The 18,229-nt window shown below is 37.1% G+C and carries 13 protein-coding genes; 5 read left to right on the forward strand and 8 right to left on the reverse strand.

Going from position 1 to position 18,229, the window contains the following annotated elements; all coding sequences use genetic code 11:
• Nucleotides 1–20 precede the first annotated feature (20 nt).
• From AC51AA_RS05120 to AC51AA_RS05140, 5 genes are all read left to right on the forward strand, one after another.
• Complete coding sequence (locus AC51AA_RS05120) at nucleotides 21–1,988, forward strand: protein-disulfide reductase DsbD family protein (protein ID WP_500704656.1); 1,968 nt, start codon at nucleotides 21–23, stop codon at nucleotides 1,986–1,988.
• A gap of 386 nt (nucleotides 1,989–2,374) precedes the next feature.
• Nucleotides 2,375–3,463, forward strand: coding sequence for a PAS domain-containing sensor histidine kinase (locus AC51AA_RS05125; RefSeq protein WP_500704657.1), 1,089 nt, complete (start codon nucleotides 2,375–2,377; stop codon nucleotides 3,461–3,463).
• A 188-nt stretch (nucleotides 3,464–3,651) separates the two neighbouring features.
• A complete protein-coding gene (locus AC51AA_RS05130; protein WP_500704658.1) occupies nucleotides 3,652–4,500 on the forward strand; it encodes a helix-turn-helix domain-containing protein in 849 nt (282 codons plus the stop codon).
• Nucleotides 4,501–4,564: 64 nt separating this feature from the next.
• Complete coding sequence (gene rclC, locus AC51AA_RS05135; RefSeq protein WP_500704659.1) at nucleotides 4,565–5,131, forward strand: reactive chlorine resistance membrane protein RclC; 567 nt, start codon at nucleotides 4,565–4,567, stop codon at nucleotides 5,129–5,131.
• A 65-nt stretch (nucleotides 5,132–5,196) separates the two neighbouring features.
• Nucleotides 5,197–6,207: a hypothetical protein gene (locus tag AC51AA_RS05140; protein WP_500704660.1), complete on the forward strand. Its 1,011-nt coding sequence runs from the start codon at nucleotides 5,197–5,199 to the stop codon at nucleotides 6,205–6,207.
• A gap of 31 nt (nucleotides 6,208–6,238) precedes the next feature.
• Here the strand turns inward: AC51AA_RS05140 and AC51AA_RS05145 are convergent, their stop codons facing one another.
• The 8 genes from AC51AA_RS05145 to AC51AA_RS05180 form a co-directional block, all read right to left on the reverse strand.
• Entirely contained in the window at nucleotides 6,239–6,661 is a 423-nt protein-coding gene (locus tag AC51AA_RS05145) for an MgtC/SapB family protein (protein ID WP_500704661.1), read from the reverse strand.
• Between the two features lie 334 nt (nucleotides 6,662–6,995).
• Nucleotides 6,996–8,246, reverse strand: coding sequence for a purple acid phosphatase family protein (locus AC51AA_RS05150; protein WP_500704662.1), 1,251 nt, complete (start codon nucleotides 8,244–8,246; stop codon nucleotides 6,996–6,998).
• Nucleotides 8,247–8,490: 244 nt separating this feature from the next.
• Complete coding sequence (locus AC51AA_RS05155) at nucleotides 8,491–9,597, reverse strand: lipase family protein (RefSeq protein WP_500704663.1); 1,107 nt, start codon at nucleotides 9,595–9,597, stop codon at nucleotides 8,491–8,493.
• 351 nt (nucleotides 9,598–9,948) lie between these two features.
• Nucleotides 9,949–10,950 carry a glycosylasparaginase gene (locus tag AC51AA_RS05160; protein ID WP_500704664.1) on the reverse strand — a complete coding sequence of 334 codons (1,002 nt, stop codon included), beginning with the start codon at nucleotides 10,948–10,950 and terminating at the stop codon, nucleotides 9,949–9,951.
• 115 nt (nucleotides 10,951–11,065) lie between these two features.
• On the reverse strand, nucleotides 11,066–11,968 hold the full coding sequence (locus AC51AA_RS05165; protein WP_500704665.1) for an ROK family protein: 903 nt from the start codon (nucleotides 11,966–11,968) through the stop codon (nucleotides 11,066–11,068).
• Between the two features lie 146 nt (nucleotides 11,969–12,114).
• Nucleotides 12,115–13,575 carry a glycoside hydrolase family 125 protein gene (locus tag AC51AA_RS05170; RefSeq protein ID WP_500704666.1) on the reverse strand — a complete coding sequence of 487 codons (1,461 nt, stop codon included), beginning with the start codon at nucleotides 13,573–13,575 and terminating at the stop codon, nucleotides 12,115–12,117.
• Nucleotides 13,576–13,579: 4 nt separating this feature from the next.
• Nucleotides 13,580–15,865, reverse strand: a complete 2,286-nt coding sequence (locus AC51AA_RS05175) for a GH92 family glycosyl hydrolase (RefSeq protein ID WP_500704667.1) — start codon at nucleotides 15,863–15,865, stop codon at nucleotides 13,580–13,582.
• 60 nt (nucleotides 15,866–15,925) lie between these two features.
• Nucleotides 15,926–18,202 carry a GH92 family glycosyl hydrolase gene (locus AC51AA_RS05180; protein WP_500704668.1) on the reverse strand — a complete coding sequence of 759 codons (2,277 nt, stop codon included), beginning with the start codon at nucleotides 18,200–18,202 and terminating at the stop codon, nucleotides 15,926–15,928.
• Between the last annotated feature and the right edge of the window lie 27 nt (nucleotides 18,203–18,229).

The following is an 18,229-nucleotide window of genomic DNA, read 5'->3' on the forward strand; positions in this document are numbered from 1 at the left end:
GTTCTGCTAAACCCCATACAATGAAAAAACTATTTTATTTATTATTCTTGGTTTTCGCTTTTGCCAAAGTCCAAGCGCAAATCCTCAATCCTGTAAAATGGGAAGCCTCCGTTGAGAAAAAAAACGAGGGTCAGTACCTGCTTACTTTTAAAGGTGCCATTGAAAAAGACTGGCATGTCTACTCTCAGTTCACGCCTGAAGATGGTCCGCTCCCGGCTGAATTTCTATTTCACGACCAAAAAAACAACTATGAACTTGTTGGGAAGGCCACCGAAAGTACAACCAAACGTGCCTTCAATGACATTTTTGGTGTCGATGAAATCTTCTTTGAAAACCAGGTTGTTTTCTCTCAATTAATCAAACAAATTAATCCTGAGAAACAAACCCTACAAGTGGCCCTATCGTATCAAGTATGCAAAGAAAACTGTATTAGTGAGACCAAATACTTTGAGTTCAATCTTAAAACGCTACAAGCTAAAGAAATCGAGGCTGCTGCCATTGTGGACGAAAAAACAGCTAAAACTGAGGTAACCACTACCCTAGACCCAACAGATGACACAAAGCAGTCAGATTCTAGTTTGTATATGATTTTCTTTATCGCGTTTTTATCTGGTTTTGCAGCCTTGCTTACCCCTTGTGTCTTTCCGATGATTCCCATGACCGTGAGTTTCTTCACCAAACAGAGTAAAACCAAAGCCAAAGGGATTAAAAATGCATTGATCTATGGACTATCCATTATCTTGATTTATGTCTTCCTAGGAACGGTCATCACCTTAATTTTTGGAGCCGATGCCCTAAATGCCTTATCCACTAATGTGTGGTTTAATGTTATTTTCTTTATTCTACTAGTGGTCTTTGCTTTATCCTTCTTAGGGGCTTTCGAAATTATGTTGCCTAATTCATGGGCCAATAAAGTAGATCAACAAGCCGATAAAGGGGGTATAATAGGCATCGTCTTTATGGCTTTGGCACTAGCGATTGTTTCTTTTTCTTGTACGGGTCCCATCATCGGAACCTTACTAGTGGAAGCCGCTTCCAAAGGTGGGATAGCACCAATAGTGGGAATGTTAGGTTTTTCATCTGCCTTAGCCTTACCTTTTATGTTGTTTGCTATGTTCCCTGGTTGGCTCAACACCTTACCTAAATCAGGTGGTTGGCTCAATACAGTAAAAGTGTTCCTTGGTTTCATCGAGTTGGCTTTGGCTTTTAAATTCTTATCTAATGCTGATCTGGTATTACAATTACATTGGTTCGAAAGAGAGCTATTCTTAGCCATTTGGATTGCTATATTTGGTACTTTGGCCTTTTACCTTTTCGGAAAAATAACCTTACCTCATGATTCTCCTTTATCCTCCATATCCGTTGGACGACTATCGATGGGATTGGTGGTGTTGGTCTTTACGGTTTACCTGATTCCAGGTTTATGGGGTGCTCCTTTAAAACTCATCAGTGGTTTTCCGCCACCGATGACCTATAGCGAATCACCATACGGTGTTGGAGGATCCAGCAAAGCCTCAGCAACAGACGCGATAGTACTACCCGATGGTGCACACAAAGGCCCGCATGACATCATTGCCTTTACCGATTATGAAAAGGGATTGGCTTACGCCAAAACTGTCAACAAACCCATACTATTGGACTTTACAGGATTTGCCTGTGTCAATTGTCGAAAAATGGAAGATTACGTATGGTCGGATCCTCGTATTTTATCGATCTTAAACAAAGAAGTAGTCTTGATTTCTTTGTATGTGGATGATAAAAGAGAATTACCTCTTGAAGAACAATATACCTCTAAAGAAACTGGTAAAAAAATAGTGACCATAGGCAATAAATGGAGTGATTTTCAAATTACGCGTTATAAAGCCAATGCACAACCCTATTACATCATCTTAGATACAAAGGAGAAAAGTCTCAACAAACCTACTGGATATACTCCAGACATTGCCCAATACGAGCAATGGCTAAGAACTGGAATTGACTCTTTTTAAATGACAAGGCAATTGTCTGATACTTCATTAAACTGTCCTCAAAAAGTAATACACTCTTTGGGGGCAGTTCCTTTTTACTCTACTCTTTAGTGCCTAAAGTGATCCTAGCTTCAATTGACTCCCTCGGCTTTCTTAGCTGTTTTAAATGTTCCGAGCAGGAATTTAAGAATCCATAAAACAATCTCTTATTGGTATTGTTATTCATTACTGTAAGAATTTTAAAACTTAAAATAAAAATGATGCTAATTATCTCTGTTAAGTTAGGTCATCACTCATCTGGTAAATAATTATTAGCTAAATTTGAAAATCCCAATCTTCTATAGAATTACACAATTGCTTAAATAGGTATCGGCTAGAATCGAAACAACAATAACCTTTACATTTAGATGACAATAAAAAAAAATCTTAATACGGACAAAGAATATCATTTTGATAATTTTTTCAACATATCAGCTGATTTGATTTGTATTGCTGGATTTGATGGTTACTTTAAGAGAATAAATGCGGCTGTTTCAAAACTATTAGGTTATTCAGAGGAGGAATTATATGCTAGTCCCATAATGACTTTTGTTTACGAGCCCGATCTTAAAACAACAATTGAAACTAGAGAAGAAGTTTACAAAAACAAGCCTCTTTTAAATTTCGAAAATAGATACTTAACTAAAACAGGGGAAATTGTATGGTTATCTTGGACATCCATGCCCGTTGAAGATGAAAAATTAGTGTATGCTATTGCTAAAAACATCACACACCAAAAAAGAGTGGAAGAAGAACGCAATATACGCCTTGCCAATCTTACCAAAATAAATAAAGAGCTTAAACATTTATCCTATACTACTTCACATGACTTAAAATCCCCAGTAAATAATTTACTGTCCGTTTTTGAGCTTATTGACGTTTCAAAAGTACATGACGAAGAAACGCTAGAATTTATAACGATTTTAAAAACCACGACAGAGAGTTTAAAAGAAACTTTAAAAAACTCTGTTGATGAACTAATGCGTAAAGACGAGTTAAATGCTTCTATTGAAGCCTTAAGTTTGAAGGATAATTTAAATGAAGTACTACTTTCTATAAACTCTTTAATCGTTAATTCAAAAGTTAAAATTAATATTGATTTTTCTGAACTACCTAACGTTAATTTTAACAAAGAATACTTAAATAGTATCTTCTTAAATTTGATTACCAATTCCATAAAATATTCCAAAGCAAATGGATTTCCAATTATTTCCATTACCTCTAAAACAGTAAAAGGAAAAAATCAATTAATTTATTCTGATAATGGGTTGGGTTTTGACATGGATAAAGTACGAGGCAAAATTTTTGGATTACACCAAAAATTCCACAATCATATTGATAGTAATGGAATAGGGCTTTACTTAATCTATAATCACATCACTAATTTAGGAGGTCGTATTGAGGTAGAAAGCAAAGTAAATGAAGGAGCAACTTTTACCATAATATTCAAGGATTAAAAATAAAAACCCACCGTTTATCTATGTCCCGCTGAACGTACAAATCATGTTGGCTTACTGAAAAATTGTAGTAATAGGACTTTCTAAATTTAACCGAAATCCATTTTATATCTAAATATATGCAGATAAAGAGAAATTAGATATTGGAACGGGCAACATTCATCTCACCACTGTAATTAAGATCCCCCATGAAAGATCAATCATCAAGCCAAATCGGCTGTACCATTCAACAAAGCAATACTTTGGATATCAACCAGTGTGGTGGTTCTCCTCTGTATACCATACTGATTTTGGAAGGAAAGGGCAAAGTAAGCGTAGATTTAGTAGAATTTTCTTTTGAGGGTAAAATTGCCTTGTTTACCACTCCCTATCAAATTATACACTTTACCACTGCAGCTTCTCTAAAAACAAGAAGACTTCAATTTCACGGTGATTTTTATTGCATTGAGTACCACAAAAAAGAAGTGGCCTGCAACGGCTTGTTATTTAATAACATTTACCAAAAAGCCTTTGTCAATTTAGAAAATCAGGACTATGCAGCATTAGACTATATCCTAGAGAAACTCATTATTGAACTCGAAGATACCAATCCCTATGCCACAGCAGTAGCACGAGCTTATTTGCAATTGATTCTCGCTTTATGCAGTAAAATCAAATCCAAGGAAGTTATTCTTGAGCAGCAAAACAATAGCCATCATCCATTAATGAACTTTAAAACCTTACTGGAAAATAATTTTCATACCCAAAGACAGCCTTCTTTTTATGCGGCTCAAATGGGGCTCTCCCCTAATAGTTTTTCGAAAATCTGCAAACAGCATTTCTTAACAACACCCTCTGCTTTAATTCATCAGAGAGTCATACTGGAGTCTAAAAAGTTGATTCATCTGACTTATAAAAGCATGAAAGAAATAGCCACTGAACTTCATTTTGACGATGAAAATTACTTTAGTCGGTATTTTAAAAAACATACTGGTCTTACCCCTACTGCTTTCCGGGAAAATGTAGGAATATCCATAGTAGCAGATCTGTCTAGGTAATATCCACATCTGTCCATGTCATCCCAACTACTATTGTAGTAACTTTGTATTTAAATCATACAACATGAACATATTAAGAATATTAGCAGAATTACAAGGTCAATTTTTTAATTTAATGCGCATCGCCATTTTTATTGTAATGGTATGGATCGGTGGGCTTAAAGCCATACCCTATGAAGCAGATGGCATAGTGCCCTTTGTGGCCAACAGTCCATTGATGAGTTTCGTTTATCAGCATCCTACTGAATATAAAGACTATAAAAATAAAGAAGGAGAAGTCGTTCCTAAGAATATTCAATGGCATACGCAGAACGGAACCTATAACTTTTCCTATGCCTTAGGAACTGTAATTGTCGTTATTGGTTTGCTTACTGTATTGGGTGTTTTCAATAGTCGTTTAGGGCTTTATGGCGGCTTACTCACAGCGGGTATGTCTTTAGTTACCCTTACTTTTTTGATTACTACTCCAGAAACCTGGGTACCCAATTTAGGAGGCGATCTACCTACACCTCATTATGGCTTTCCTTATCTTTCTGGAGCTGGTCGTTTGGTGATCAAAGACATTATTATGATGGCTGGAGGTTTACTTGTCGCTTCCGACAGTGCTAAAAAACTTTTAAAGCAGGCCTAAGCCTGCTTTAAACAAGCATACTAAAAGAACCCTTTTACTACTTCAAAAACAGCTCATTTCCAAAAGTGAATAAACTCAAACTAATCCGATACTTTTTGGCCTTGATTATCATTGGCCTAATGGTTGGCGCTTCACAATGGTTGGAAGAAAAAGAAATTCTCTTTCCCGAGATGGCTGCGTTGGCACTGGGTTTGTGGGTTATTGACAAAAAAATATGGACTGTGAGCAGACCCATGTTAGTCTTGCTCATGACACTCTGTGCCGTTTTTGGAATTTTAGTTGTCCGATATTCCCCTTTTCCGCTTTTAGTTAATATTGCCCTTTCCTTTTCCTTTACTTCCCTTTGTCTGATTCTAACGCGAACCACCTTAATACCGATCACCTCGGCGGCCATGTTACCTGTATTACTGGGAACTGATTCCGTTGTGTATCCCATTGCGGTTTGTGGTATGAGCCTTTTGGTGGTTGCTGGACAATGGGTGCTTGAAAAAATGGAACTGCGTCGCCCTATTGCTGTTAATCCTAAAAAAGGGCGTTATAAACATAGTAAAAGGCATTTTGGTCGCTTGCTTTTTTGGTTGCTACTGATCGCTGCTCTTCCAGTGTATACTGGAAAACTCTACTATATTGTACCTCCTTTAGTGGTTATGTTTATTGAGTTCAGCTCTTCTTCATCAGGTTTTAGAAACAGACCCTTACAGGTGTACCTAGTAGTGGTAATATCGGCCTTTATTGGAACATTCTTTCAGCATTATCTCCATAACGTCTTAGGATGGTCTGAGCTGCATACTGTATTGCTCTTATTTTTATGTCTATTTCTTCTTTTTGAAATAGTCAAAAAACCCTTTGCCCCTGCTTGTGCTATTGCCCTTGTTCCTATGATTATTCCTCAAGAGAATATACTTGCTTACCCATTTGAGGTAGCCATAGGCTCTGCGGTATTTTTGTTTGTTTCCATGGTGTTTTTCTTAAAATGTCATCGTTGGAAACGCGAACATCTTTTGGTTTGTTTTGTACCTCAATTTATGCGATCCAGAATCAAACGTCCTAAACGCAAAGCAGATAAAATCACCTAAGAACTTGTTGCAGACCATTTCGAAAAACCACTTATTTTCTGCGTTTTAACCATTCCTCTAGTGGTTCAATTACCGTATTGAGGATCACTACCAAAGAGGTACAAATTAAAGCCTCTGTAAAAAAACCCGAAGCGGCAATACAGCCAATAGCCGCACTACACCATATGGTGGCAGCGGAATTTAGTCCGTGTACATTAGGTCCCTCTCTAAAAATGACTCCAGCACCCAAAAAGCCCACCCCCATAACTACTTGGGCGGTAATACGGGTTACATCAATATTCGGCCCAGTTGCTGCAACTTTTATGGACAACAAAACAAAGGCTGCAGCTCCAGTGGCTACTAACATATTGGTTTTCAACCCCGTTTCCTTATGATGCCACTGTCTCTCAAAACCTATAATTAATCCTGCCAATGTAGCCACTGCAAGTCGTGTTAAAAATTCTGTTGTAGTCACAATTACTATCTATTATTGGGTTAAAAAACATCTTTTTCAACCTATTCTTCCATATGCCAATCATACACCACTTTAAAATTTGACACAAAAACAAACTTCTGGTCTATCACTCATTGGAATCAAAAAGAATGGGGTTCGTTACTCCTACCCTAGCTATTTGAAAAGTAGTAGGTTATCAAATATAACGAATATTTTAACAATTTCTTCTAAATGATATCATGGCAATTCCTGTTTTTTCCATGACATTTAAATATTTTAAATGCATTAAAAGTCAAAAGCCAGTCCGAAATGGAGTGGCTCTTTAACTGTTATGTTATTTTTCTACAATATAATTTTATCCTTTAGCTCTAACCGAATAATTGCCGATTTCACTTCCATCATCCTTCAACATCTTAACCTTCAAATTTTGGGCATTAGCCTTGACCTTTATTAGAGTACGATTCCCTTCTTGTGGCCCTCCCCCGATTACAATAGGATAGGTGTGTTCGCTTGTTGGAGGATGAATTCCATAGCGATGTGTGTGTCCGGATATCATCAGATCCACTTTGTATTTGTCAAAGAGCGGCGAAAACAAATCTCGACAATGAATAGTACCATGTCCATCTCCTTCATACTTTGGATAATAATAGGGAATGTGCATCATGACCACACGGTATTTGGCTTTTCTAAAAGCTTTTGACTTCATTATTTCTTCAACCCATTTGGCCTGTTCGATACGATAATTATCAAAATCAACAACTCCCCCATACACAGGATGTGTATCTAATTTATCTTCCCCTGTGTCTAGAACGATGTTAAAAACGGGCCCCCACTGATAGGCATAGTATCCTTTATCATTCTTAGTAGAAAAATAGTTGGATAGTTCCCGTGCATATTTCCCTCTTGTTTCATGGTTTCCACGAACAAACAAAAAGGGTTTAGTGCTGGCAAAAGTATCCGTACAAGGGGTAATCATATGATCAATTATCTGTTTTTCGTTTTCTTGATAATCAAAAATATCACCATTAAAGAACACATAATCAAAAGGATCGTTCCCATTGATATTCATCAGATGGGGAATTGATTTTGGACGGTCATGAATATCATTCATAATTAACCATGATACCTCTTGAGGATTTTCTTTAGGCGTCGTAAAGTTATAGACGTCACTGACAATGGTTTCCCCATACTTTAAAGCATAAGGTTCAAAAGAGGTAATTTCTTTAGAACATACTTTATAGCTGTAAAGTGTATCTGGTTTAAGATTTTGTAAGCTAACGGCATTAATCCTATTATTCGCATCCACCAATCCTGCGGTAATGTGCTGTGCCTTCTGGTTTAAAGTCGCTCCTTCCCCATATTCTACCCAACTGTGACAAAGCAGATTGGTGATCCATCTTATGGTCATACTTGTTGGAGATGGAACTTGAAGATAGGGCTTTGTTAGAAACAAATGTCCTTCTATTGCTGAGATAGAAACATCTTGTTCTATTGACTTGGCTAAAACATCAAGTGGAAGTAAACTCCCTACAAGTCCAAGTGCTCCAGCGCTGGAAAGCTTGTTGATAAACCTTCTACGTGGCAGTTCTTTATTCTCTTCTTTCATAAAATAAATATATTAGTATTGCAAAAAGTATCAAGCCGAGATCCTTCTCCCTGACTTCTTTTTGATTGTAATTCTGATTACTTGGCAAACAAGAGACTGTTGCTAAGATTTCAACAGTCTTTCCATTATAAAGTTTTAAATATACACTATTTTACGGGTAACAAAATAATCCTGCAAAAGACATTATTTCGTTCCACGGCCCGTTCCTTTCCAAAAATTATGATTCCTAATTATTTCCTACCACCTACTCCTTAAGTTGCTCTAAAAGATATAAATAAGGTGGAAAAGAATGGTGTATCATTAAATCCTTACTGTCATTAGGAAATTTTGAGAAAAAGATCTCATCCTTTGGATCTGGGTACAACACTATGGTATGTCCCGTACGCACATAATTATTACTAGGATACAATTTTGGAGGCACAAACTCTGGTAAATAGGTCTGCACTCTCTTTGCCATCTCTTTACCCAATAGTTTTTGATACGTACTCACTGTTTTGCGAGAGGGATTCGTTAGTTTTCCATAGACCATATTTAAAAACATTCTTTTAAAGAAAGTCTGCTTTTTTATCGTTTCTTCTAACATAGTAATTGGACTTACTACTGGTAAATCTTCGGGCGTCTCTACAGAAAAAGGAGTTTGAGGTACCCAATCTATGGCATTTACCACATTAAACGCCCAGCCATTTTGTGTTTGCTGTTCGTAATCATAAGCAAAATATAAATTCCCAGGTTTAGGAGCTGCACTGCAATAGGTTTTAAAACGAATATCGGCCGCTAACCTTCCTTTGCTTTGTAAATTATAAAAGTGCGCTGTAAGCAAATAACTAATACCTCCACCTTGACTATGCCCCATGATCAAGAAATTCTTAATCCCTGCCTGGTAACAAGAATCTATTTTGGGCAACATCTCTTGAGAAAGAAAAGCAGTGCTTAACAAATAGCCGGTATGAACGGCAGCCTTTTCATTTGTAGATAATTCGTATTGAAAAGTCACCGAATTGCTAATTTGTAAACTTCCCTTAGCCGGTGTCATCGCCGCATAGAGATTCGCTAACCAGCTTTCTCCTTTTTCTGTAGTACCCCTTGTACACAATACGGCGGTATGCTCATCCTTTAACCATAGTTCCCACTGATTATCCAAACCCATAGGTTTACTTTTATAAACCAATTTAGAGTGTTCTGGTAGTGGAATCTCTTTGGCTTTCTCAGGTGACTCCGTAGATCGCGTGGCGATATAAATGAGTTCTTTATATTCTGCTTTATCAAATCCTGGCTTTAAATCCTGAGCTTTTAGCGGTGAATAAGAAAATGCTACAACTGAACAAATGACAACTGATTTTAAAAATTTCATACCTAGTGATGTTTTACTTACTATTACTATCCCCTTCCTTTGCAATCAAAAAAGCCTTATCATCATCATTTTCTATCGGAATTCCCCCTATCCTTAGCTACTCAAATTGACAATTTATCTTACAATAAAGATACTTATTATTTTGAGCACCCCTAGCTCTGAAATAAAAATAATCCCAATGACCCCACTACATCGAAATACACCCTGATCAAAAACTAAGCGACAAGTAGCTCTCTTCCTTATTTGCAAACGCCTGTATACCGCACAAAAAAATGCGCAAAGTTCCTAATGGAGCCTTGCGCATTTTAAAATCAGTGAACATTACCTGTATGCTCTAGATCTTATATTATATTATTTGATAAAAGAATCAGCATCAATTAGATTGTTCCCTGTATCATCGTAAACGGCATAATTAAAGCCTCCTTGAACACAATAAGAACCATACTCACCTGCCTTATTCAAAGCAATAAAACCTACTTGTATATCTTTTAATTCTTTCTTTCTATTCTTAGTTAGTTTGACAATTCTCGAAACAGCCTCTTCACAAGCTTTTTGAGGTGACTTTCCTTGACGCATCAATTCCACCACTAGATGACAACCTGCAATACGCACTACTTCTTCACCATGTCCTGTTGCGGTAGCCGCTCCAATTTCATTGTCTACATACAAACCTGCTCCGATGATAGGTGAATCTCCTAAACGACCGTGCATTTTAAAAGCCATTCCACTAGTGGTACAAGCACCTGAAAGATTTCCATCAGCATCCAAAGCAATCATACCAATGGTATCGTGATTCTCAATATTGGCAATCGGTTTGTACTCACTATTTTTAAGCCATTCTTTATATTCTTTTTCGGACTCTTCCGTTAATAGGTTTTCTTTTTTAAAACCTTGTGAAAGGGCAAATTGAAAAGCCCCATCCCCCACTAACATCACGTGAGGAGTTTTCTCCATCACGGCTCTGGCCACTGAAATAGCATGTTTAATATTTTCCAAACAGCCCACTGAACCAATATTGGACATTTCATCCATGATACAAGCATCTAGTGTTACGCGTCCTTCTCTATCTGGACGTCCACCATAACCCACACTTCTTTCTTTTGGATCTGCTTCTGGAACTTTCACTCCTGCTTCTACAGCATCTAAAGCGCGTCCTCCCTTTTTCAACACTTCCCAAGCAGCTTCGTTAGCCCCAAGTCCAAATCGCCATGTAGACAGTACAATGGGTTTCTTTCCTTTTTTCTTTACAACTACTTGTTCTTCTTCTGAATCCGTACTAAAAGATTGCAAGGCTACAGCCACTGAAGCTATCGCGGCGGTTTTTATAAAATTTCTACGATTTGAATTTGTCATACTACATAAAATATAATCAATAAGTCCACTATGATTTAGCAACTCCTACTAAGGAATCCTCTCTCGAAACTTATCTTTTTTATAGGACTACAATAGTCCTCATAAATTTACAAAACTAGGCTTGGTAAAGCAAACTAGTTGCTCCTAATAATGCCGCTATTTCATTATCTAAAGAAATAGAAACGGTCACTTCGCAACCCGCTTCTTGTATTTTTTTATGGAATGTTGGCAAGAAAAATTCACTTGCATTTCCAATTTTTCCTCCGATAATAAAACCGTCAGCTGAGAACTTCTCAAACCACGGACTAACAATAGCCGCTAAATCTTCTCCTAAATTCTCAAAAGATTTTATGGCTAAGGCATCCCCGCTTTTAGCTAGATTGTATAGCTCTAAACCATTGTTGAGCTGCTTTCCGCTTAAAGCCAAATAACCTGCTAATAGTCCACGTACCGATATATAATCTTCCGCTATACCGTCTTTATAAGGAAGGTCATATAACTCTCCTTCATTAGGCACTAAATCTCCAGTAGTGATCGAAACTCCTTTATCAATAAAACAAGCTCCTAATCCCGTACCCAAGGTAATTGCGATGACTTTTTTGGCAAGATTATCGGTATCTTTAAATACTTCTCCTTTACCAAAACAAACCGCATCATTTTCGAAAAGAATCGGAAAATCGTTGGTAAGATCTAATTTATCCTGAAATAACTCTCGTACATTCAAACCATAAAATTGCTCGTATTTAGCTTGTCCTTTAATCCAGCAAACTCCATTGGTATAATCAAATGGTCCAGGCATGCAAACAGCTAATCCTGTAGTACTTTCCACTTTGGAATTTTCGATTGAAGTACGAATAGCATTTTTCCAAATGGACATTACTTCATCTACTGTCTTATTCGAATCAAAAGACTCTTTGTATAAAGACAAATCCACCACTTTCATATCTACAATATCAATAACCGCCGCGGTAATATGCGTACCACCAATGTCTAATCCAACGGCATATGCTTTCTTCATTCTTGTCTATGTGTTTTAATTGAACCCTTAAGAGACGAAAAATTACAGGAACTTTTGCGCTTCCCTTTCCCTCTCTTATGGTTCTCTTTTCTTTAGGTTAATATTTTATCTTCTACTCCACACCCCTAGTGTTTCACTACTTAGGTTTAGAGGTTTTTATCTTTTAAAATTTGAGGATAATGTTTACTAGTATGTACAATCATTTCTCCAAATAAGGTATTGGCCCAAGCAAACCACTTACGAGTGAATTTTGCTACATCATCTTTATGAAAGGACTCGTGCATAAATCCAGTATCGGCATTGGTTTTGATCAAATTACTAATACACATTCTAATCTCTTTTTCATCTACGCTGGTAATGGCTCTTAAAACAATACTCATCGGCCAAATCGTATCGGCTCCTGTATGTGGACCTCCAATACCTTGTCCTGCTTTTCCTGTATAGAAAAACGGATTGTTTTCCGATAGTACTACCTTACGGGTATTGAGATAAAGTTCGTTATCTGGTTCTATTGCTCCTAAGTACGGTAATGACAATAGAGACGGTACGTTAGCATCATCCATCATATGGAAACTACCATATCCATTCACTTCAAAAGCAATAATTTTTCCAAATTTTGGATGCTCAATAATCGCGTTTTCTTCTAATCCTTTTTGAACCTGTCCTTGCATTTCTTTTGCTCTAGCCACGATAGCATCGTCCTTCAATGCTGGTATAGAGAAAATTTCTTGAAGATATCCAAGCACTTCGATAGCGAACATATTACTTGGAATTAAATATCCAAACAAAGTACTATCATCACTTGGTCTAAAAGTAGAGACAATCAATCCACATGGTTTTACAGGATAACCGTATCCACCTAGTGGCACACCATCAGTAGCCCAAGCAGTAACACGTTGGAAACTATAAGGTCCTTTATCATGCATTCTTTGTTGCTCTGTGAAGGTTTGCAATACCAAAAGCATCGCTTCTTTCCACTTGCTATCAAACAGGCTGATATCACCCGTTTCTTTCCAGTAGCCATGTGCTAATCGAATTGGATAACACAAAGAATCAATTTCCCATTTGCGCTCGTGAATACCCGGCTGCATTTTGGTCATGTCATTTTTCCACTCACTTACTTGTGTGAAATCTTTATAGAAAGCATTCGCGTAAGGATCCAATAAAATACATTTGGTTTGGCGGTTGATCACCCCTTTTACCAATTCTGCTAGTTTTTTATCTTCTTTTATAAAAGGAATATACGGCCATATTTGGGCTGTACTATCACGCAACCACATCGCATCAATATCACCTGTAATCACATAAGTATCAGGTTTACCGTCGATGATTTCGAAATCCACGGTTGTATCTAATGTATTGGGAAAACAGTTTTCAAATAACCAAGCTAATTCTGGATTGGCGATTTGTTTTTTGATTCTTACAATAGCTGCTTCAATAGCTTTACTGGTAAACTTTCTTTCAGCTAGCGGCGGTCTTTTGGATACAAAATCCTTAACTGTGAAATTAAAGACATCCGATGGCATTCCAAAAGCTTGCGTTTGAACGGCTAATAATCCTGCTGAAAAAATCCCAGCGTTTTTTATAAATTTTCTACGTGATTGCATAGTATTATTTTGAAGTTGAATAAGAATATGGATAAGCTGTAGCAGTAGTTCCTCTTTGTAAATTAGGCTCACTGTTCATGTCAAAATTTAATTCACCACCTTTTAATACATCAAAGTGATTGATGTAATTTTTGGTATGAGTTGTATTGTTCCACTTTAATTCCTGTACATATTTATTAGTTTCCGAATTCTTAGGTGCGTTGATTACAAACTGTTTTCCATTTTCTAAATGCAAAGTCACTTTATTAAACAAAGGCGCTCCCAAAACGTACTCTTCTGTTCCAGGACAAACAGGATAGAATCCCATTGCCGAGAACACATACCAAGCAGAGGTTTGTCCGTTATCCTCATCTCCACAATATCCATCCGGAGTTGGTTTGTACAAACGGTTCATTACTTCTCTAGACCAATACTGAGTCTTCCAAGGTTGCCCAGCATAGTTATACAAATAAATCATATGCTGAATCGGTTGATTACCGTGAGCGTATTGTCCCATATTCATGATTTGCATTTCGCGGATTTCATGAATTACCGATCCATAATAACTATCATCAAATACTGGAGGTGTAGTGAAAACTTCATCCAATTTGGCTGTGAATTTTTTCTCACCACCCATTAAATCTATCAAACCGTTTATATCATGGAAAACACTCCAGCTGTAATGCCAAGCATTTCCTTCTGTAAAAGCATCTCCCCATTTAAATGGATTAAAGTTCGCTGGAAAACTACCGTCTTTATTTCTACCACTCATCAAACCGATTGCTGGATTATAAAGATTTTTATAATTCATCATTCTTTTTTCGAATACACTGATTTCTTTCTTTGGACGATTTAAGGCTTTTGCTAATTTCCAAATCGTAAAATCATCATAAGCATACTCCAAGGTTCTGGCTGCATTCTCATTAATTTTTACATCGTAAGGCACATAACCTAAGGTATTGTAATACTTTACTCCTGTTCTTCCAACAGCGTCCATTGGTCCTTCATTGTTGGCTCCATGTACCAAAGCTTCGTATAATTTGTTGATGTCGTATCCACGTAATCCTTTGATATAAGCATCCGCTACCACTGAAGCTGAATTATTTCCAACCATTACATTTCTAAAACCTGGACTTGACCATTCTGGTAAAAATCCACCTTCTTTATAATCGTTGATTAATCCTTCTTGCATTTCTTTGTTGATCGAAGGATAAACCAAATTCAATAAAGGATACAAGGCACGGAACGTATCCCAAAAACCTGTTCCTGCATATTTATAACCAGGTAAAACCTTTCCATTATAAGGGCTGTAATGCACGATTTCTCCCTTAGCATCTATTTCGTATTGCTTTTGAGGAAAACAAGCCGTACGGTATAAGGAAGAATAGAATGTTTTTAATTGTTCATCCGTTCCACCTTCTACAGTTAATTTTCCTAAAACTTTATTCCATTCTTTTTTAGATTCTGCTACAGTTTCCTTAAACGAAGCAGTACCTAATTCACTCTTCAAGTTCAATTCTGCTTGTTCTGCACTAATAAAAGAAGAGGCTACTTTTACATTAACGATCTCTCCCTTTTTTGTTTTAAAACCTACTACTGCTCCAACATGATTGTCTTTTAATTCTAATAGACCTTTTTCTAAAACTTTATCATGCCAAGTATAATTCAACGCAAACGCTTTGTCGAATTGTAAAACAAAATAGTTTTTAAAATTTTCTGAAACCCCACCACTATTACGAGTGGTGTATCCTACAATTTTATTCTCAGATGGAATTATTTTGATATAAGAACCTTTGTCGAAAGCATCAATTACAATAGACGATTCATTACTCTCTGGGAAGGTAATTTGAAAATGCGCTGCTCTTTCAGTAGCGGTAATTTCCGTAGTCACATTATAATCCGCCAAATATACGCTGTAGTAATACGGCTTAGAAACTTCCGCTTTATGACTGAACCAGCTTCCTCTTTCCTCCTCAGTAAATTTTAATTTACCCGTTACTGGCATGATTGAAAACTGTCCGTAATCATTCATCCACGGTGAAGGTTGATGGGTTTGTTTGAATCCCTTGATCTTATCGGCTGTATACACATACGCCCATCCGTCTCCCATTTTCCCTGTTTGAGGTGTCCAGAAATTCATTCCCCAAGGTCTGCTAATAGCAGGATAGGTATTTCCGTTAGAAAGACCAGGTGTAGATTGTGTTCCCATTAAAGGATTAACAAATTCTACTGGGTCTATCGCTTTTACTTGCGCATTTACAAAAAGACAAGATTGCAATACTCCTAAAAAAATTAAACTCTTTATTTTCATGATGTTACTATAAAATAAATTCTAAAAACTGTGCAGCATTTAAAATGCTATCTCTATTCTTTACAAAGGACGATCGGCCTTGTTCACTCCAAAAGTTGCAGATGGCTGACTTCCCATATACAATTTCAACTCTCCACCTTTTACAATCATATCATGCGTGATATAAGATTTGGTATAGGGTTTTCCATTATACTCTGCTCTTTGAATATACATATTGGTTCTGCTATTGTCTATGGCTTTCACCGTAAAGGAAATTCCTTCTTTATGATGCACTGTGGCCTCATTCACTAATGGACTTCCCATCACATAAACACCATTGGCAGGATTCACAGAATAGAATCCCATTGCTGAGAATACATACCAAGCAGACATTTGTCCTAAATCCTCATTTCCACACAAACCATCTGGTTTTGTAAAATAAAAGAGATCGTCAATTTCACGAATCAACTTCGCGGTCTTCCATGGTTGACCTGCAAAGGCATATAGGTATGGAATATGGTGATTAGGCTCATTTCCTTGCGCATATTGTCCAATTAAACCACTAATATCTGGAGAAATTTCTTCGCCTTCTACTTTATCAGTGATCAAGAACAACGAATCTAATTTAGCTAAGAATTTCTCTTCGCTTCCAAATAACGCAATTAAGCCATGAGGATCTTGAGGAACCAACCAAGTGTATTGCCAAGCGTTACCTTCAACGTAATCATCCTTACGGTGTGCTGATGAAAGCGGATTAAATGGTGTTCTCCAATTTCCGTCTGTTAATTTACCTCTCATGAAGGTAGTCTCTTTGTCGAAATACAATTTGTACAAATTGGCTCTTTTAGAGAAGTACTCAAAATCCTCTGTTTTGTTCAAATCTTTTGCCATCAGGGCAATGCAATAATCATCGATGGCATACTCTAAGGCATTTCCAACAGATTCTAATAATTTATCAGCTGGAATATATTGTAGTTTTTGAACATAATCCATTCCTTCACGCGTTTGCATAGCCGTCTTTTTGATGGCTTCATACGCTAAGTTTACATCATAATCTCTGTAACCTTTCATGTAGGCATCTACAATAACAGCAATAGAGTGATTTCCGTTCATCGTATTGGTCTCATTCCCCATCAAATGCCAAATCGGTAATCTACCTTGTTGCTCATAGATGGCTAAAAATGATTTCACTATATCGTTGATCTTATCAGGATGTGTAATGGTATACAATGGATGTAAACCACGGTAGGTATCCCAAAGAGAGAATGTCGTATAATTGGTGAAGTTGGCTTTCTCGTATACTTTTTTATCTGTTCCTCTATAATCTCCATTAACATCATTGAAAATAGATGGCGCGAACATCGTATGGTACATAGCTGTATAAAACACTTTCATTGTTTTATCCGCTGCTTTGATCTGAATCTTATTTAATTCTTTGTTCCATTTGGCAGTCGCTTCTTTTACGACACCATTAAAATCCCAATGGGGAATCTCGGCCTTAATATTGGCCCCTGCATTCTCATAGCTCACTGGAGAAATCCCCACCTTCACTAAAACCTGTTTGTTTTTCAATGTTCCAAAATCCAAAACGGCTTTCATTCTCACGGCTTCACCTTCGCTTCCAGCCACAGCTGTAGTATGATCATAAAGTGCCATATTAGCAATAGGCTCAGAGAATTCCATAGTAAAAAAGATACGTTGATCAGTAGCCCAACCTGCAGAATAACGATACCCTACAAGAGTTGTTGCGTTGATCTTTCTGATGAACGTCTTTACGGGTTTATCCCAGCCGATACCATCTGCTAAATCTAACATCACGTGCGCATCGGTCGCGTCATTAAAGGTATATTTATGAAAACCAACTCTTTCGCTAGTGGTCATTTCCGCTTTAATTTTATACTTGTCCAATAAAACGCTGTAATAACCTGGTTTACTTACTTCATTTTTATGAGAGAAATAAGAACCATATCCTGTTGCCATATCTTCTTTGGTCCCTTTAGTAAGGGGCACTTTTCCTGATACCGGTAATAAAAGAATATCATTTAAATCTCCAATTCCAGTACCACTTAAATGCGTATGGGTAAATCCTAAAATGGTATTACTGGCATAGTTATAACCACTACACCAGTCCCAACCTTCAAATACATTTACCGGTCCTAATTGAACGGCGCCAAAAGGCACATTTGCCCCCACAAATACGTGCCCATGACCCGCCGAACCAATTAAAGGATCTACATATTTTGTGTAATCTACACTCTTTTGTTTGGCTTTCTTTTGTTGTGAAATGACCGGTTGGCTAAAGAATACACTCAAAGCCAAGATCCCACTAAAAACTACGCTATTGTATTTTGCAATCATTCTATTTGTTTTTATTTTTTCAGCCAC

The sequence above is a fragment of the Flavobacterium sp. OHVDL-2026-0007 genome (genome assembly GCF_059882335.1).